Origin of the sequence: Nocardia sp. NBC_01009, from assembly GCF_045208035.1 — a bacterium.
Taxonomy (GTDB): domain Bacteria; phylum Actinomycetota; class Actinomycetes; order Mycobacteriales; family Mycobacteriaceae; genus Nocardia.
Map to the genome: position 1 here is coordinate 2,343,524 of NZ_CP108695.1, position 15,819 is coordinate 2,359,342.

The window sequence follows — 15,819 nt, forward strand, 5'->3', positions numbered from 1 at the left end:
CACTCATCCTGATGACGAAGCCCCGGGCCGTTGCGGAGGGGCTCCTGGGACTCGGTGTGGTCGATGGTGCGTCTGGGAGTGATCCCTGCAACAAGTCGGGAGTCGGTGCCCGGTGCCCTCGGTATCCTCGGAGATCGTGGATCTGACCGTGAGCCGGGCTGTGCTCGATGACGTACAGATCGCCTACCGGGATTTGGGGGCGGTCTCGCTCGATGCCGTTCCGGTAGTGCTCGTGCACGGCATGGGTGGGGATGGGCATACCTGGGATCGGTTCGCGCACACGTTGGTGCAGGCGGGCCGCCGGGTGATCATCCCCGACCTGCGCGGGCACGGCCGCAGTTCCCACACCGACTCCTACCTGTTCGGCGAATTCGGCGCCGATGTGCTGAAACTGTGTGACCGACTCGGTCTGAGCACCGTGGACCTGGTCGGACATTCGCTCGGCGGCTACGCGGTGTCCTGCGTTGCGCAGGAACGGCCGGAATTGGTGCGACGTCTCGTCATCGAGGAATGCCCGCTGCCGCTGCGCTCCGGCGACGAAGAGGTGACGCTGACCCGCCGCTTCCCGACCATCCCCGAACTCTGGCACGCTACAACCAGTCTGATCCGGCATCCGCGCGCGGTGCTGGCCTTCGACCGTTCCATGACGCGGACCGCGCTGGAACAATTCCGCAAACCCAACCCGGAATGGTGGGACCGGTTGCGTGACATCACCGCACCGACCCTGGTGCTGCGCGGCGGCCCCGGCGGCATGGTCGACCCGGAGAAACTGGCCATCGTGCACACCGACATCCCGGACTGCACAGTGACAGCGTTCTCCTGCGGCCACAGCATCCACCGCGACCGCTACCGCGAATTCGAGGCTGCTGTCCTCCCGTTCCTCGCCGCGCACTAATGGCCAGAAGCCGGGCTGAGGTGGCACGGGTCGTGACGCGCCGATGAGCGGATTCGAGGGAATGTCGTGTTCGGCGGCGGCCGCCGTCGATATTCCATTGCCAGGCACCGCGACTCGGGTGACCGGCTGGCTGTGCGTCGAGCAGCCGGGCGCGTGGGGCCGTGACGTCATCGGTGACGAGGTGCTCGGGCCGGAGATCACTGCCGAACTGGCGGCCCGCACCAAGGCGGCGCAGGTCCGTCCGACGCTGATCCGGCGGCCGGGGCGCAGTGAATTCACTGGTGCCCGAACGGTTCTGATCGCAAGCTCACGGCCAGAGGGTTCGTGGTGCGAACGCTTCGAGATCACCGATCTGAAGCAGCTGCTCGACCTGGATCTGCACCTGCTCAACGGTCCGCCGCCGGGAATCGGTGCACCCGTCGACGATCCGCTTGTCCTGGTGTGCGCCCACGGAAAACGCGACCAATGCTGTGCGCTGCTCGGCCGCCCGATCGCCGCGAGCCTGGCCGCCGAATACCCCGGCCGCGTGTGGGAGTGCTCGCACACCGGCGGCCACCGTTTCGCCCCCGCCGTGGTCCTGCTGCCCTCCGGCCTGACCTACGGCCGCCTCGATGCCGCCGGTGCGAGGCAAGCGGTCGAAGCCGCCACTCGCGGCGAGGTCTCGATGACCGGTCTTCGCGGCCGCAGCTGCTACAAACCCATTGAACAGATCGCCGAACTCGCTGTGCGCGAACAGATTTCCGCAGCTACCGACGAACTCGCCGTGCAACTCGAGCCCACCGCAACTACCTTCGGCCCGATGGGTGCCTCGGTGGAGTCTGCGTCGGCTTCTGTGCCGGTGGGGGACTCGGCAGGGTCTGTGTCGGCCTCTGCGTTGGTCGAGGGCTCGGCAGGGTCTGTGTCGGCCTCCGCGCAGGCCGGTGCCTCGGTGGCGCCTACGACCACCCCCACGGTGGCGAGTGCCTCGGCCGCCCCGACGCTGGCAGGCGCAGCAGTGGTCACTCACCGTGATGGCCGTCGTTGGCGTGTGACTGCACGCTCGGTGGCCTTCGCTCCACGTCAAGCCAGTTGTGGCGCGGCGCCGAAGCCGGTGACCGCGGTGGTCGCCGACGAAATCCGGCTCCTCGCCGACGATTAACGCTCGAGATCGCCGAATCTCGAGTGGCGGGTAACGTACGGGCGGAGGCCAGGCAGCTGCACATTGCCGCCAACACCCCCTTTTCGGCATGGCTATGTGGGGCGCCGTCCGCGCGCAGGCGCGCAACGATCTCCCGGAACCGTGCCTGGTACTGGGCTGATCGCTGCGGCGCCATCGCCCCCTGCGCGATGGCGCAGCAGCGCTCACCAGTGGGTGCCGGGAACCCAGCGGGCGGCGCGGCGCAGGGCGGTGCCGGTGACGCGGCGTGCCGTCGACTGCGGACGTGGCTCGCGTTGGGGAGTAAGGGTTTCCGGTATTTCCTCCGGGTCGGATTCCGTTTGCTCGCCTTTGGCTGCGGGCGAGTCGGGCAGTGCGCGGTAATAGCGATGCAGGATGCGGTCGCGGATCTTGGGGGTGAGCAGGGCGCCGTATTCGGCGAAGGTGCCCAGCGGCACGTCGATGCGCTTGGGGCGTTCGGTGAGCGCGCGCACGATGGTGGCCGCCGCCCATTCCGGGGACTCGGCCGGGCCCTGATCGCCGCTCGGGGTGATCATCGGAGTGCGCACCAGCGGCATGTGGATGGTGGTGAAAGTGACACCGTCGGCCATGGTTTCGACCGCAGCCACCTCGGTGAACTTGTCCAGCGCTGCCTTGCTCGCGAGATATGCGGCGAAGCGCGGGGTGGCCACCTGCACACCGGCGCTGCTGATATTGACGATGTGGCCGAACTTGCGTTCCCGCATCTGCGGCAGCAGGGCAAGCGTGAGCCGCAATGCGCCGAAGTAGTTGACCGCCATGGTGCGTTCGAAATCGTGCAGCCGGTCGGTGGAGCGGTGGATGGCGCGGCGGATGGAGCGGCCAGCGTTGTTGACCAGCATGTCGACGTGACCGTGTTCGTCGAGGATGGCCTTGACGACCTGGTCGACGGATTCGGAATCGGTGATGTCGCACTGATATCCGTAGGCGATGCCGCCCTCGGCCCTGATTTCTTCGACCACGGTCGTGAGTTCGTCGCCACGGCGCGCGAGCAGGAACACGATGGCTTTCTTGTCCGCGACGGCAAGTGCCGCCGCCCGGCCGATGCCGGAGGAAGCGCCGGTGATGAGGATGTGTCGGCCGGTGAGGTCGCGGCGGTTGCGCCGGGCCGGCCCGCGCGGGCTGGTGTCGTCAGCGGATGCTCGGGTCATCGCTGCTCCTTTGCAGGTCGATTTGGCACGAACTTACTCTTAAGTAAGTTTACCTGCCAAGTGGGCCCCGTCACAGCAGGGCTCACGCTCGAACGCATCTCGAATCCTTCGAACATATGTGCGATACTCTGCGCATGGCGGACGATCGGATGGCGGAAGTATTTGCCGCGGTGCGGCTCGGAAGTGGGAACCCGGAGGTGGCCCGGCGGCTGCTCGAGGAATTGTGGATCGAGATCGGTGTAGGCGGAGATCCCTTGCACCGCTGCCTGATTGCGCATCATCTTGCCGATCTGCAGGACGCCGCCGATGGGGCGCTGCTGTGGGATCAGCGCGCGCTCGCCGCGGTATTCGGTCCCGGCGTTCCGCTCGACGAGGGGCTCCGTGGTTTCCTCCCCGCGCTGTATCTCAGCCTGGCCGACAGTCACCGTCGCGTCGGCGACTTCGACACCGCCCGTATGCAATTGGCCATCGCCCGTGGCCATCTCGACATCCTCGCCAACGACGCCTACGGCGCCGTGATCCGGGCCAAGCTCGACCGGGTCGGGGCCGCGCTGACCGCCGCGTCGAAAGAGTCGCTGCCAGCTGGCTGACCTGCGGCGACGGGTGAATCTCCGAGATTGCCGCCCGTTGCCCCTTCTTAATCTTTCGAATGTATGTTCGAGAATTGAGGAGGTGATATGTCATGGGTTGGAGCAATGGTCCACCAACCTGGGCGGAGCTGGAGCGGGTGCTGTCCGGGCGTCCCGGCCGGACCAACCCGGAGGCGATGTACCCCGGCGACGGCGGCGACAGTCCGGCGTGGTCGCGCAAGCGCGGCGCGTATCGGGCCGAGCCGGTCGAACCCGCCGAGGGGCCGGTGGTGCCGTATGCGGAGTTGCACGCACATTCGGCCTACAGCTTCCTGGACGGCGCGAGCCAGCCGGAGGAACTGGTGGAGGAGGCGGTCCGGCTCGGGTTGGCGGCGATCGCGCTCACCGACCACGACGGCTTCTACGGAACCGTGCGCTTCGCAGAGGCGGCCAAGGAATGGGGGATGCCCACGGTCTTCGGCGCGGAGCTGTCACTCGGTGCGCAGCGGCAGGCGGCGGCGCAGGCCGTAGGCGCGGATTCGGCGCCGCGCACCGGCTCGCCCGACCCCGCCGGTCCGCATCTGCTCGTACTCGCCAGGGGCCAAGAGGGGTATCGGCGACTATCGCGTGAGATCGCGGCCGCCCACATGGCCGCGGGGGAGAAGGGCATTCTCCGCTACGACCTCGACGCGCTCACCGCCGCGGCGGACGGGCACTGGCACATCCTGACCGGTTGCCGCAAAGGCCATGTCCGCCAAGCCCTCGAGCGTGACCTCGGTGCGGGAGACACTCGCCTCGCCGAGGCGGAAGCGACCCTGCGCGATCTGATGGCACGGTTCGGCGCCGACCGGGTGAGCGTGGAGCTCACCCACCACGGCATTCCGGAGGACGACGAGCGCAACGCCCATCTCGTCGCGCTGGCCGACCGGCTCGGCCTACCCGTGCTGGCCACCACCGGAGCGCATTTCGCCGGACCCGGCCAGCGTCGCCGCGCCATGGCGCTCGCGGCGATCAGGTCGCGCCGGAGCCTGGACGAGATCGCAGGCTGGCTGGCTCCCACCGGCGGTGCACACTTGCGCTCCGGCGCGGAGATGGCGCAGCTGTTCGCCGCCTGTCCGCAGGCGGTGGCGAACGCGGTGGCGCTCGCCCGCGATTGCGCCTTCGATCTGAAGTTGATCGCACCGAAGCTGCCGCCGTTCGATGTGCCTGCTGGACACGACGAGAAGTCGTGGCTGCGTGAGCTGACACTCGCGGGCGCTGCCGACCGATATGGTCCACGAGCGGGAAATCCCCGGGCATACCAGCAGATCGAGCACGAGCTCGCCGTGATCGACAAGCTGGAGTTCCCCGGCTACTTCCTGGTGGTGCACGACATCGTCACCTTCTGCAAGGACAACGACATCCTGTGCCAGGGCCGTGGTTCGGCGGCCAACTCGGCGGTCTGCTACGCGATCGGCATCACCAATGTCGACCCCGTCGCCAACAATCTGCTGTTCGAACGGTTCCTCTCCCCGGAGCGCGACGGCCCGCCCGATATCGATGTCGACATCGAATCCGATCGCCGTGAGGAGGCGATCCAGCACGTCTACACCAAATACGGTCGCGACTATGCCGCTCAGGTGGCCAATGTGATCACCTACCGCGGCAAGTCCGCGGTGCGTGATGCCGCACGCGCACTGGGCTTTTCACCGGGCCAGCAGGATGCGTGGAGCAAACAGGTGAGCCGCTGGACCGGCGTCGGTGGCGAGACCGGCACCGACATTCCCGCGGAGGTGCTCGAGTTGGCCACCGAAATCGAGGGTTTGCCGAGGCATCTGGGCATCCACTCCGGCGGCATGGTGATCTGCGACCGGCCCATCGCCGATGTCTGCCCGGTGGAGTGGGCGCGGATGCCCGGCCGCAGTGTGCTGCAGTGGGACAAGGACGATTGCGCCGCGGTCAATCTGGTGAAGTTCGATCTGCTCGGCCTCGGCATGCTCTCCGCACTGCACTACATGATCGATATGGTGCGCGAGCACAAGGAGGAGACGGTCGAGCTGCACAAGCTGGACCTGAAGGAAGCCGCCGTCTACGAAATGCTGTCGCGCGCCGACTCGGTGGGCGTTTTCCAGGTGGAGTCACGCGCTCAGATGGCCACGCTGCCCCGGTTGAAACCGCGGAAATTCTACGACCTGGTCGTGGAGGTGGCGCTGATTCGACCGGGTCCGATCCAAGGCGGCTCGGTACACCCCTACATCCGCCGCCGCAACGGGCTCGAAGAGGTGACCTATGACCATGAGGCCCTGCGGAATTCGCTCGCGCGTACCCTCGGCGTGCCGCTGTTCCAGGAGCAGCTCATGCAGATGGCCGTCGATGTCGCCGGTTTCACCGCAGCCGAGGCCGACCAACTGCGCCGCGCCATGGGTTCCAAACGCTCTCCGGAGCGCATGGAACGACTCAAGGACCGGCTGTACGAGGGTATGCGCGAGCTGCACGGCATCACCGGCGAGATCGCCGACCGAATCTACGAAAAGCTCTATGCCTTCGCGAATTTCGGCTTTCCGGAAAGCCATTCACAGAGCTTCGCCTCGATCGTGTTCTATTCGTCGTGGTTCAAGCTGCACCATCCCGCGGCCTTCTGCGCCGGTTTGCTACGTGCCCAGCCGATGGGCTTCTACTCTCCGCAGTCGCTGGTCGCCGATGCCCGCAGGCACGGGGTGCTCGTGCACGGTCCCGACATCAACGCCAGCCGCGCCGAACCGACTCTCGAGCAGCGCGGCACCCAGGTGCGCCTCGGCCTCGCGACAATCCGCCACATCGGCGCCGACCTCGCCGAACGCATTGTCGCGGCCCGCGGGTCGGTGCCGTACACCTCCTTCGTCGACCTCACCGGCCGCGTGGAACTCACTGTCACTCAAGCGGAGTCACTCGCCACGGCGGGCGCGCTCGGCAGCCTCGGCAGCACTCGCCGCGCGGCGCTCTGGGCGGCGGGCGCCGCTGCGGGTGAACGTCCCGACCGTCTGCCCGGCACCGGCGCCGCCACCACCGCCCCTGCCCTGCCCGGCATGAGCGAGCTCGAACTCGCCGCCGCCGACGTCTGGGCCACCGGCGTCTCCCCTGGCAGCTACCCCACCGAATTCCTGCGCCCCCAACTCGACGCCCTCGGTGTCATCCCCGCCTCCGGCCTGCTCGCCGTCCCCGACGGCTCCCGAGTCCTGGTCGGCGGCGCCGTCACCCACCGGCAGCGCCCCGCCACCGCCGCGGGCGTCACCTTCCTCAACTTGGAAGACGAAACCGGCATGGTGAACGTCGTCTGCTCGGTGGGCCTGTGGACCCGTTACCGCCGCCTGGCCCAGGGCGCCCCTGCTCTTCTCATCCGCGGCCGCGTCCAGAACGCCGAAGGCGCGGTCAGCGTGGTCGCCGAGCATCTGCAGCGCATGGACCTGCGTATCGAGGCGAAGTCTCGCGACTTCCGTTGATGCTCAGAACATTCCGTTCTGGTTGACCGAATCCGCCGGGATCGGCTGCGTGCGGCAGTCCACGGTGCGGTATCGATCCGACTCAACCAGCCGGACCAACCGTGGCCGCCGCTCACCGATCAGATCGAAAGGTTCCTCGTCAGGCTGGTCGGCGTCGTACCGGCGGGATAACCCGGGTGGCGAGCTCGGTGACCGAACTCACTGCAGCGGCTAGTCTTCGGTCATGCGCAAGCTTGCTGTCGTGATGACCGGCCTGCTGGGTTTGACGTTGCTCGTCGGGTGCGGTGACGACAACGGCAGCTCCGCCTCGGATGGGTCGACCATGGCCACTGCACCCGCACCCGCACCCGCGATCGCGCCGCCAGGGCTGCGCGAACAAGGCCCGGCGACGAAACAGGACAACCGTGGGCAAGGCGGTGAGTCGATCACGCTGCGTAAAGAGGTTGTCACCGGCAGCGTGTCCCTCACCGCGAGCGACCCGGTCGGCACCGCCGGCAAGGTCGCCGATCAGGTGCGGCTGCTCGACGGCCGGATCGATAGCCGCACCGAACAACCGGGCAGCGACGACGTCGACCCGAGCGCCACGCTCACGGTGCGGGTGCCCTCGGACAAGACGGACAAGTTCATCGACGGCCTCGGCGGCCTCGGCCGCGTCACCCAGGTGAGCACCAACCGCGATGACGTCACAATGCAGTGGGAAGACCTCGACGCGCGGATCAAGGCGCTCCAGGCCTCGGTCGACCGGCTGCGCGCACTCATCGCCGGCGCAACAAGCACCGCGGATCTCATTGCCGCGGAAAGCGCCTTGTCCAGCCGCCAAGGCGAACTCGACAGCCTCACCGCGCAGAAGCGTCACCTCGACGACCAGGTCGCACTGTCCACGTTGACCATCGACATCACCACCGCAGACAAGAAGTCCGACGACGACGGGCCGACCAATTTCTGGGATGGCATCGTCTCGGGTTGGCACTCGCTGATGGACTGGCTGAAGGACGCGGTTGTCTTCAGCGGCAAGGCGATTCCGTGGCTCGGTTTCCTCGTGGTCGTCGGCGCGGTGGTCTGGGGCATCGTGCGCATCGTGCGGCGGCCCGGCCGGAAACCAGGTGCCACGGCGACAGAAGAATCGGCTACGCCGAAGAAACCGGCGGTCGCGGCGGAATCGGTGCCCGAACCGAAGGCTGCGGCCACCTCGAAGAGCCCCGATACCAGCGGCGAGACAGGAGCGGCAGGTGTCGACAGTGGTAAGGGCGACGATAAAACCGAATAGCCGTAAAGGCCCGCTCATCGAAACCCTCGACGACGGCACTCTGCAGCTGTACGTCCGCGCCCCCGCCGTCGAAGGCAAGGCGAACAAGGCCGCCATCGAACTCCTTGCCGAGCACTACGGCGTCCCCAAATCCGCTGTCCGCCTGGCCGCCGGCGCGACCTCGCGCTTCAAACGCTTCGAAGTCGACCTCTGAAATTCGTGGGCTCCCGCATAAGGGACGAGGCGTTTACACCCCGCCGGGAAAACCGAGTTGCCGCCAAGCTTCGTACACGGTGACCGCGGCTGCGTTGGACAGGTTCATCGACCGCCGCCCCGGCAGCATGGGGATCCGCAACTGCTCAGTGATATGGGAGTCGGCAAGCACCTCCGTGGGCAGACCGGTTGGCTCGGTGCCGAACAACAGCACATCCCCCTTCCGATAGGCCACCTCGGTGTAGTGCGTCTGGGCCTGCGTAGTGAACGCGAACACTCGCTCGGGCCGCAGCGCCTGCCACGCCGCCGCCAAATTCTCGTGCACCGTCACCGAAGCCAGATCGTGGTAGTCCAACCCGGCCCGTCGCAGCTTCGACTCCGAAAGGTCGAACCCCAGCGGTTCGACCAAATGCAGCTCACACCCGGTCCCGGCGACCAGTCGGATCGCATTGCCGGTATTCCCCGGGATGGCCGGCTCGTGAAACATCAATCGGAACACCAGGCCAGTCAATCAGGTTCTGTTGCAGCCAACTTGTTTGCCTACCGTCGGCGATCGCAGGATCGGCCATGCACGCGGGTGCGTCGGCTGTGGGCCGGAGAAGGCTTACTCGGCAGGCCGCTCCGGCAGGGCGCAGGCCATGCCGTCCGCCATTCCGGTTGGACGCACGCCGAGGCCCTGGTTGAGGCGGGCCCGTTCGTTCTCCCAGGCGATGGTGGTGGCCAACTCGGCGACCTGTGTCTTGGTCAGCTGTGCCAGCAATGCGGTGCGCAGGTCGTCGAGCTCGGTGGCCGGGGTCGTGGTCATGGCTTCGGCGAAGGAGATGACGAGTCTCTCCAGGTCGCTGTAGGCGTCGCTGGTTCGGTAACGCGGCAGGTCGGTGAGTTGCTGCTCGGTGAGGCCGCTCGACCGGGCCACCGCGGAGCCGATGTCGAGGCAGAATTCGCAGTTGACAAGGCCGGCGGTTTTCAGCTCGGCAAGGTCCTTGAGCTTCGGATCCAGTCGATTGCTGAACAGCAAGGCCGTCTCGTACCCGATCGTGCTCATCAGGACCTGTGGTCGTCGGATGAGCCAGCCGAGTAGATCGGACCGGTTTCGCTTCGCCTGTCGAATCGCGCGCAGGGTTTGTCGAATCCGTGCGAATGCCTTCATTGCCGGTACCTCCTTGCGTCGGATCAACCCACCGTACCTCGAAACTACGCCCTGTAGTAGAGGCTTTCCATGCTCCGAAAACTGTGGTGCTGGTCGGCGGCGCGGCCTTGTTTGCGCCGGACATCTCATCGAGGTCGAAGGTGTCGCCGTCGTCGAACAACTCACGGTGGGATGACCGCTGTCTGTGACCGGCCGCTTGGTGTCTGCAAGAATCGGTGCGTGACCGACGTGGACGCCTCTGCCGCCGAACGGCAGTCCGGTAGGAACCGGGGTGAGCAGTTCCTGCGCTCTCACCTGCCGATGGTCATCGTGGCGGTGGTCATCGTGCTCGCGGTGATTTTTGTCGCCTCGGATCGCTGGCGTCGTGGGGCGCTGTTCTTCGGTGGCGCGACGCTGCTGGCTGCCGCCTTCCGGCTGTGTCTGCCGACGGCTCGGGTCGGCCTGCTCGCGGTGCGCAGCAAGCCCTTCGATGTCGCGACCTTGAGCATCCTCGGCACCCTGATCGTCTTCATCGCCGCGACGATCAACACCCTCGGCGTCGGCTGACGGGGCAGCGCTCGCGTCGGATTCGTGACTGGGGTGACGGAGCGAAATTTTCGGTGGGCACAAGGTCGTTCGGTTGTCCTCGCCGATGTCGTCGGCGAGGACGACGCCCGCATCAGTTAGATCACCGGTCGGCGGGGTAGCGCTCGGCGAACACGGTGTGCTCGCGCGGGCGGCGACCGGGGTGCGGTGGGTTGGCGTCGCTGTAGCCGAGGGCGACCATGACCGTGATGGCGAGGTCGGGGCGGTCGTCGATGCCGATGGCCTTCTTGACGAGGTCCGGGTCCCAGCCGTTCATCGGCGCCGAGGACAGGCCGAGGCTGGTGGCGGCGAGCATGACGTAGGTTGCCGCGATCATCGCGTTCTTCACGGCGTTCTCGCGGATCAGCCCGCGTTGGTGCAGCGAGTGGAATTCGGCGCGGGAGTCGAACATCGCGGTGAACTCCGCGTTCCATGCGCCGTTGCGGCCCGCCAGTTCGGCGATGTCGGTATTGCTCGCCTCCCAGGCTGCCGTCTCGGCGACGAAGACCAGCACCACCGGCGCCTCCAGTGGTTGCGGCTGACCGAAGGCGGCGGACGACAGGTTGCGGCGGCCGGACTCGCTGGTCACCACCACGATCGAACGGTCTTGCATATTCCACGCGGTGGGTGCCTCGACCGCCAGGTCCAGCAGCTCCTCGAGCAGCTCCCTCGGCACCGGGTCCGGGCGGTAGTGGCGCGTGGTGCGGCGGGTGCGAATGGCGTCGGGAACCGAAAGTGTCTGTGTTGTCATGATTCTTACTATCGGAGAGTTGCTCTCCAATGGGAAGACGGCACTTGAAAGTGCGTTACACTCGAAAACGTGCGTACGATCCATGAGGCCAGTGGGCTACCTGCCGATGTCTACTCGGCGAAGTGTCCTACCCGGCAGCTCCTCGACCAGGTCGCGGGTAAGTGGACGGTGTTGATCGTGGATGCCCTCGCCGACGGGACGATGCGCTACACAGACCTGCACCGCCGCATCGATGGCGTCTCGCAGAAGATGCTCACGCAAACTCTGCGTCAGCTCGAAACGGACGGATTCGTCACGCGCACAGTGCATCCCACCATTCCACCGCGCGTCGACTACGACCTCACGGAGCTCGGCCGCAGCCTGCGCACTCCGATCGCGGCGCTACGCGAGTGGATCGAGACCAATATCAACCGGGTCGAGGAGGCCAGGCGTCTCGCGGCAGGCTGAGGCCGGTGCGGATATCGCGACCCGATCCACGCCGGGTGTCTCGGGTAGTAAACTGAATCCTCCGGCTCGCAATGGTTTTCATGAGCTATAGCTCGGATGCCGAGCGAGTCCGAGGCCGTCCGGGAACCCGACGGTCCGGTCCGATGCAGCGACTCCAGTGCAGGGGAAACGGCATGAGTGATACCGATGGCGGGAGCGGCGGGGCACATTCGCTGTGGACCGTGGTGGCCTTCGACGACAACGGCCGCGAGGGCGCGCCGCTCGTGGGGACCGCCATGGCGGGCGATCTGGATATGGCGGCGGGGCTGGTCTGCGCGTATCTACCGGCCCTGGAACAGGATTCGAAGGGCTACTACCTGGTCGCCACGCGCAGCAGGGCGGGCGCGGGTCGGTTGACCGGCTGCCCCGCACGGCCTGCGTGGATCAGTAAGCCGTTTCGCAACGGTGCGGAATGGGCGACAGGACCGTGGAGCGCGCTGGAGGATGATCGCGCGCCCGAGGGGTAGTGCGCTAGCTCGCTTCGGCCACGACCGCGCGTCCGCTGCGCGCACCGTAGCGGCTGCGCGCCTGTGCCGGCGTGATCGTCTCGAGCTCGGCGGGCGGTTCTCCCTTCAGGTGCTGTTCGAGGATCTGACCCGCCATCGGAGCGATGAACGGCGCCGCGACGATGAGGCCGTAGGAATTGAACGCGGACGCGCCCCGCACGATGATCCGGGCGGTGGGACGGACCAGTAGATCCACGATGCGCGGCCGATCGAACCTGCCGAGCTTGCGCATCCACTTCGGCAGCGTGGCGACCGAAGCCAGCGACAGCAGCCTGCTGCCCGCGAAATAGCTGAGGCCCGCACCGTTGCGCAGTGAGGTCCACAGCAGGTGGTGCATGCCCTCCTCGGCGCGCTCGGAGGTGCACAGTCGCGGGCGGACCCTGGCGAAGTATGCGCGCACCTCCTCGCGGGAGCGCGGCACGTCATCCGGCTTGCAGGTCTGCAGTTCGGCCGCGATCGCGCACTCGTGCCAGTAGCGCGTCTCCTCCTCGGGAGACAGCGGGCCCGGCCCGAACATTTCGTAGGACTCGAGTACCGAGTGCCAGCCGGTGATGTGGATCCACAGCTGGGTCTCCGGGCTGTTGGCGCTGTAGCGCGTCCCGCTGATCGGTTCGATGCCGGTCATCGGGGCGTGCACCTGCATCAGGTGCTCGGCGGCCTCGATGGCTGTGCGGCCGTCGGCGACCGCGACGATGAGGAAGTACGAGAAGGTGTGGTCGAGGCGCTTGCGCGGGTCGGTGTAGATGCCGCGGGAGTCGGCGACGGCCGCGGTCAGGAACGGGTCGAAATGTTCGAGGACCACCGCGCGCTGGAAGCCGATCACTGCGGTCGGTGCGGTCCAGATCTTCCAGCTCGGCGAGTCGGGGGCTCGCTGCTGACCATCGCCGAGATGCTCGGCCGGCTGGCGGTCAGTGAGCCCGACGCCTATCCCAGAGAGCGGCTGCAGGCCTACGTGCGTTCCATCGTCGGTCTGCTCGTCGGCGCACCCGTCGCCGAATAGGCTTGGGACAAGGTATTTCGCATGCCCGGCAACCAGTGCCCGGGCTCGCCGAAATAGCGGGTGTCAGTCGACCGGCTTGCGGTGCACCCGAGCCAGCCGCATCGTCTCGGTCAGCAGCTTCGACACCGCGGCCGCCTCGGTGAGGAACCCGTCGTGGCCGTCGCGCGAATGCACGATCTCCAGTCCATCGCAGCCGGGCAGCCCATCGGCCAGTTCCTGCTGGGTGCGCAGCGGATAGAGCCGATCGGAGTCGACGCCGCCGACCACACACGGCACCGGCGTCGCGGCAAGCGCGGCCTCGACCCCGCCGCGCCCGCGCCCGATGTCGTGCCGGTTCATCGCCTCGGTGAGCAAGACGTAGGTGGCCGGATCGAAACGGCTACAGAGTTTGTCGGCCTGATGGTCCAGATAGCTCTGCACCGCATAGCGGCCGCCGCGCCACGGATCCTCGTCGCCCTGCGCGTTGTTCTCGAAGCGGTGATCCAGCTCGGACTCGGTCCGATAGGTCAGGTGCGCGATGCGCCGTGCGATGCCCATGCCGGTCGTCGGGGCGCGATCGGTGTCGTGATAGTCGCCGCCCTGCCAGTCGGGGTCGGCCTTGATCGCGGCGATTTGCGTTGTCTGCGTGCCGATCTGGTCGGCGGTGGCGCGCGCGCCGACGGCGAGCACCAGGGCGGCGCCGACCCGATCCGGGGTGCCGACCATCCACTCCAGCACTCGCATGCCGCCCATCGACCCGCCGACGACCGCGGCCAGCTTTTCGATGCCGAGCAGATCCATCAGCGCCACTTCCGCGTTCACCTGATCGCGGATCGAAATCTCCGGAAACCTTGCGCCCCACGGCTTTCCGTCGGGAGCCAGCGAGGTGGGTCCGGTGCTGCCCATGCAGCCGCCGAGCACATTCGTCGCGATGACACACCACTCGTCGGTGTCGATCGGCGCGCCGGGACCGACCATGCCGTCCCACCACCCGGGCAGCGGATGGATGTCGTCCGGGCGTCCGATCACATGCGAGTCGCCGGTCAGCGCGTGCTCGACCAGCACCACGTTGTCCAGCGTGGGGGAGAGCTCACCCCAGCGCTGCACGGCCAGGTGCACGTCCTGGACGACCGCGTCGTTCTCCAGCCGCACGTCCCCGATGGCGATCATGCCGAGCCGCCCGTCCGGCGGTGGCAGGGCCACCGCCGCGGCGGGTCGCACGGCACTCGGTTCGGCGCGCACGGTCACGTCGCCGCCGCCGCGAAACCGGCTCGCAGATCGGCGAGGATGTCGTCGATTCCCTCGATGCCCACCGCCAACCGAACCAGCCCCGGCGTGACGCCGGAGGCCAACTGCTCCTCGGGTGTCAGCTGCGAGTGCGTGGTCGAGGCAGGATGGATCACGAGAGAACGCACATCACCGATGTTAGCGACATGACTGTGCAGTGCTAATGCGTCCACGAACTTCTTGCCCGCATCGACCCCGCCGCTGAGCTCGAACGCAACAATCGCGCCCGGCCCCTTCGGCGCGAGCTGCTTGGCGCGCTCGTGCCACGGCGAGGACGGCAGGCCCGCGTAGTACACCGCTTCGACGGCGGGCTGGCCGGTCAGGAACTCGGCCACCGCCTGCGCATTGGCGACGTGGCGCTCCAGGCGCAGGCTCAGCGTCTCGACGCCCTGACTGATCAAGAAGGCGTTGAACGGCGACACCGCGGCACCGAGGTCGCGCAGCAGCTGCACGCGCGCCTTCAGCGCGTACGCGGGTGCGCCGAGGTCGGCGAACACCGCACCGTGATAGCTCGGGTCCGGTGTGGTGAAACCCGGGAACTGCGGCTCGCCCTGCTCGTCACGCACGGTCCAGTCGAACGTGCCGCCGTCGACGATCACACCCGCGACCGCGGTGCCGTGGCCGCCCAGGTACTTGGTCGCCGAGTGCACGACGATGTCGGCACCGTGCGCGAGCGGCTGGATCAGGTACGGGGTGGCGACCGTGTTGTCCACGATCAGTGGCAGTCCGTTGGCGTGCGCGATCGCGGAGATTCCCGGGATGTCGAAGATGGCGCTGCTCGGGTTGGCGATGGTTTCGCCGTAGAACGCCTTGGTGTTCGGCCGGATGGCCGCACGCCACTGCTCCAGGTCGTCGGGGTCCGCCACGAAGGAGACCTCGATGCCGAGCTTGGGCAGTGAGTAGTGGAAGAGGTTGTAGGTGCCGCCGTAGAGGTGCGGACTGGACACGATGTGGTCGCCCGCCGAGGCCAGGTTGAGGATCGCGTAGGTCTCCGCGGCCTGTCCCGAGGCCAGCAACAGTGCGGCGACGCCACCCTCCAGGGCGGCGATGCGCTGCTCGACCACGTCCTGGGTCGGGTTCATGATCCTGGTGTAGATGTTGCCCGGCTCGGCGAGGCCGAACAACGCGGCCGCGTGATCGGTGTCACGGAAGGCGTAGGAGGTGGTCTGGTAGATCGGGAGGGCGCGGGCGCCGGTGGCCTCGTCCGGGGCCTGCCCCGCGTGGACCTGCTTGGTCTCGAAGGACCACTGCGTCGGATCGGATGCGATCGGATCGAGATCGGCCGCGGACGCGATGGGGTCACTCATGTCTTGCTCCAAAGGGGTTGTTCGCCAGAACTACTTGCTAATGGGATGCGGGCGACGGACAACAACACATTGGGGGTACCTCC

General features: G+C 67.3%; 17 protein-coding genes. 10 read left to right on the forward strand and 7 right to left on the reverse strand.

Features of this window, described 5'->3' with window-relative positions; all coding sequences use genetic code 11:
• The first annotated feature begins 136 nt into the window (after positions 1–136).
• The gene (locus OHA42_RS10290) at positions 137–895 is read left to right on the forward strand and encodes an alpha/beta fold hydrolase (RefSeq protein WP_406236525.1); all 759 of its coding nucleotides are present in this window, start codon (positions 137–139) and stop codon (positions 893–895) included.
• A 43-nt stretch (positions 896–938) separates the two neighbouring features.
• The gene (locus tag OHA42_RS10295; RefSeq protein WP_406236527.1) at positions 939–2,033 is read left to right on the forward strand and encodes a sucrase ferredoxin; all 1,095 of its coding nucleotides are present in this window, start codon (positions 939–941) and stop codon (positions 2,031–2,033) included.
• A 203-nt stretch (positions 2,034–2,236) separates the two neighbouring features.
• Here the strand turns inward: OHA42_RS10295 and OHA42_RS10300 are convergent, their stop codons facing one another.
• Positions 2,237–3,220, reverse strand: a complete 984-nt coding sequence (locus OHA42_RS10300) for an SDR family NAD(P)-dependent oxidoreductase (protein WP_406236529.1) — start codon at positions 3,218–3,220, stop codon at positions 2,237–2,239.
• A 134-nt stretch (positions 3,221–3,354) separates the two neighbouring features.
• Between OHA42_RS10300 and OHA42_RS10305 the strand changes: the two genes are divergently transcribed.
• The 4 genes from OHA42_RS10305 (at position 3,355) to OHA42_RS10320 (ending at position 8,707) form a co-directional block, all read left to right on the forward strand.
• On the forward strand, positions 3,355–3,810 hold the full coding sequence (locus tag OHA42_RS10305) for a hypothetical protein (protein WP_406236531.1): 456 nt from the start codon (positions 3,355–3,357) through the stop codon (positions 3,808–3,810).
• A gap of 92 nt (positions 3,811–3,902) precedes the next feature.
• Complete coding sequence (locus OHA42_RS10310) at positions 3,903–7,247, forward strand: error-prone DNA polymerase (protein ID WP_406236533.1); 3,345 nt, start codon at positions 3,903–3,905, stop codon at positions 7,245–7,247.
• Positions 7,248–7,470: 223 nt separating this feature from the next.
• Positions 7,471–8,514: a DUF4349 domain-containing protein gene (locus OHA42_RS10315; protein WP_406236535.1), complete on the forward strand. Its 1,044-nt coding sequence runs from the start codon at positions 7,471–7,473 to the stop codon at positions 8,512–8,514.
• Positions 8,477–8,707: a DUF167 domain-containing protein gene (locus OHA42_RS10320; RefSeq protein WP_406236537.1), complete on the forward strand. Its 231-nt coding sequence runs from the start codon at positions 8,477–8,479 to the stop codon at positions 8,705–8,707. The genes OHA42_RS10315 and OHA42_RS10320 overlap by 38 nt, the downstream gene beginning before the upstream one ends.
• A 33-nt stretch (positions 8,708–8,740) precedes the next feature.
• Here the strand turns inward: OHA42_RS10320 and OHA42_RS10325 are convergent, their stop codons facing one another.
• Positions 8,741–9,205 (reverse strand): tRNA (cytidine(34)-2'-O)-methyltransferase, encoded by a 465-nt coding sequence (locus OHA42_RS10325; protein WP_406236538.1) that lies wholly within the window; start codon positions 9,203–9,205, stop codon positions 8,741–8,743.
• Positions 9,206–9,310: 105 nt separating this feature from the next.
• Entirely contained in the window at positions 9,311–9,856 is a 546-nt protein-coding gene (locus tag OHA42_RS10330; protein ID WP_406236540.1) for a carboxymuconolactone decarboxylase family protein, read from the reverse strand.
• A gap of 300 nt (positions 9,857–10,156) precedes the next feature.
• On the opposite strand from OHA42_RS10330, the gene OHA42_RS10335 reads away from it, so the two are divergent.
• On the forward strand, positions 10,157–10,402 hold the full coding sequence (locus OHA42_RS10335; RefSeq protein ID WP_328412754.1) for a DUF3017 domain-containing protein: 246 nt from the start codon (positions 10,157–10,159) through the stop codon (positions 10,400–10,402).
• A 121-nt stretch (positions 10,403–10,523) separates the two neighbouring features.
• On the opposite strand, the gene OHA42_RS10340 is transcribed toward OHA42_RS10335, so the two are convergent.
• Entirely contained in the window at positions 10,524–11,171 is a 648-nt protein-coding gene (locus OHA42_RS10340; protein ID WP_406236542.1) for a nitroreductase family protein, read from the reverse strand.
• A 69-nt stretch (positions 11,172–11,240) separates the two neighbouring features.
• Here OHA42_RS10340 and OHA42_RS10345 point away from each other — a divergent pair, with 69 nt between their 5' ends.
• The gene (locus OHA42_RS10345; RefSeq protein ID WP_406236544.1) at positions 11,241–11,618 is read left to right on the forward strand and encodes a winged helix-turn-helix transcriptional regulator; all 378 of its coding nucleotides are present in this window, start codon (positions 11,241–11,243) and stop codon (positions 11,616–11,618) included.
• Positions 11,619–11,791: 173 nt separating this feature from the next.
• Positions 11,792–12,124 carry a hypothetical protein gene (locus tag OHA42_RS10350; RefSeq protein WP_406236546.1) on the forward strand — a complete coding sequence of 111 codons (333 nt, stop codon included), beginning with the start codon at positions 11,792–11,794 and terminating at the stop codon, positions 12,122–12,124.
• Between the two features lie 4 nt (positions 12,125–12,128).
• Here OHA42_RS10350 and OHA42_RS10355 read toward each other — a convergent pair whose 3' ends face one another.
• The gene (locus tag OHA42_RS10355; RefSeq protein WP_406239259.1) at positions 12,129–13,007 is read right to left on the reverse strand and encodes an oxygenase MpaB family protein; all 879 of its coding nucleotides are present in this window, start codon (positions 13,005–13,007) and stop codon (positions 12,129–12,131) included.
• On the opposite strand from OHA42_RS10355, the gene OHA42_RS10360 reads away from it, so the two are divergent.
• Positions 12,951–13,163 carry a hypothetical protein gene (locus OHA42_RS10360; RefSeq protein WP_406236548.1) on the forward strand — a complete coding sequence of 71 codons (213 nt, stop codon included), beginning with the start codon at positions 12,951–12,953 and terminating at the stop codon, positions 13,161–13,163. The genes OHA42_RS10355 and OHA42_RS10360 overlap by 57 nt on opposite strands.
• Before the next feature lie 63 nt (positions 13,164–13,226).
• Here OHA42_RS10360 and OHA42_RS10365 read toward each other — a convergent pair whose 3' ends face one another.
• Positions 13,227–14,312: a homoserine O-acetyltransferase gene (locus OHA42_RS10365; protein WP_406239261.1), complete on the reverse strand. Its 1,086-nt coding sequence runs from the start codon at positions 14,310–14,312 to the stop codon at positions 13,227–13,229.
• 74 nt (positions 14,313–14,386) lie between these two features.
• Entirely contained in the window at positions 14,387–15,736 is a 1,350-nt protein-coding gene (locus OHA42_RS10370; protein WP_406236550.1) for a bifunctional o-acetylhomoserine/o-acetylserine sulfhydrylase, read from the reverse strand.
• Positions 15,737–15,819: the final 83 nt, after the last annotated feature.

What these genes read in the sequence shown, in the direction of transcription:
- OHA42_RS10295 (WP_406236527.1), top strand. Translation starts at nt 939, where the DNA reads ATGAGCGGATTCGAGGGAATGTCGTGTTCGGCGGCGGCCGCCGTCGAT.
- OHA42_RS10300 (WP_406236529.1), bottom strand. Translation starts at nt 3,220, where the DNA reads ATGACCCGAGCATCCGCTGACGACACCAGCCCGCGCGGGCCGGCCCGG.
- OHA42_RS10305 (WP_406236531.1), top strand. Translation starts at nt 3,355, where the DNA reads ATGGCGGACGATCGGATGGCGGAAGTATTTGCCGCGGTGCGGCTCGGA.
- OHA42_RS10310 (WP_406236533.1), top strand. Translation starts at nt 3,903, where the DNA reads ATGGGTTGGAGCAATGGTCCACCAACCTGGGCGGAGCTGGAGCGGGTG.
- OHA42_RS10315 (WP_406236535.1), top strand. Translation starts at nt 7,471, where the DNA reads ATGCGCAAGCTTGCTGTCGTGATGACCGGCCTGCTGGGTTTGACGTTG.
- OHA42_RS10330 (WP_406236540.1), bottom strand. Translation starts at nt 9,856, where the DNA reads ATGAAGGCATTCGCACGGATTCGACAAACCCTGCGCGCGATTCGACAG.
- OHA42_RS10335 (WP_328412754.1), top strand. Translation starts at nt 10,157, where the DNA reads ATGGTCATCGTGGCGGTGGTCATCGTGCTCGCGGTGATTTTTGTCGCC.
- OHA42_RS10340 (WP_406236542.1), bottom strand. Translation starts at nt 11,171, where the DNA reads ATGACAACACAGACACTTTCGGTTCCCGACGCCATTCGCACCCGCCGC.
- OHA42_RS10350 (WP_406236546.1), top strand. Translation starts at nt 11,792, where the DNA reads ATGAGTGATACCGATGGCGGGAGCGGCGGGGCACATTCGCTGTGGACC.
- OHA42_RS10360 (WP_406236548.1), top strand. Translation starts at nt 12,951, where the DNA reads ATGTTCGAGGACCACCGCGCGCTGGAAGCCGATCACTGCGGTCGGTGC.
- OHA42_RS10365 (WP_406239261.1), bottom strand. Translation starts at nt 14,312, where the DNA reads ATGATCGCCATCGGGGACGTGCGGCTGGAGAACGACGCGGTCGTCCAG.
- OHA42_RS10370 (WP_406236550.1), bottom strand. Translation starts at nt 15,736, where the DNA reads ATGAGTGACCCCATCGCGTCCGCGGCCGATCTCGATCCGATCGCATCC.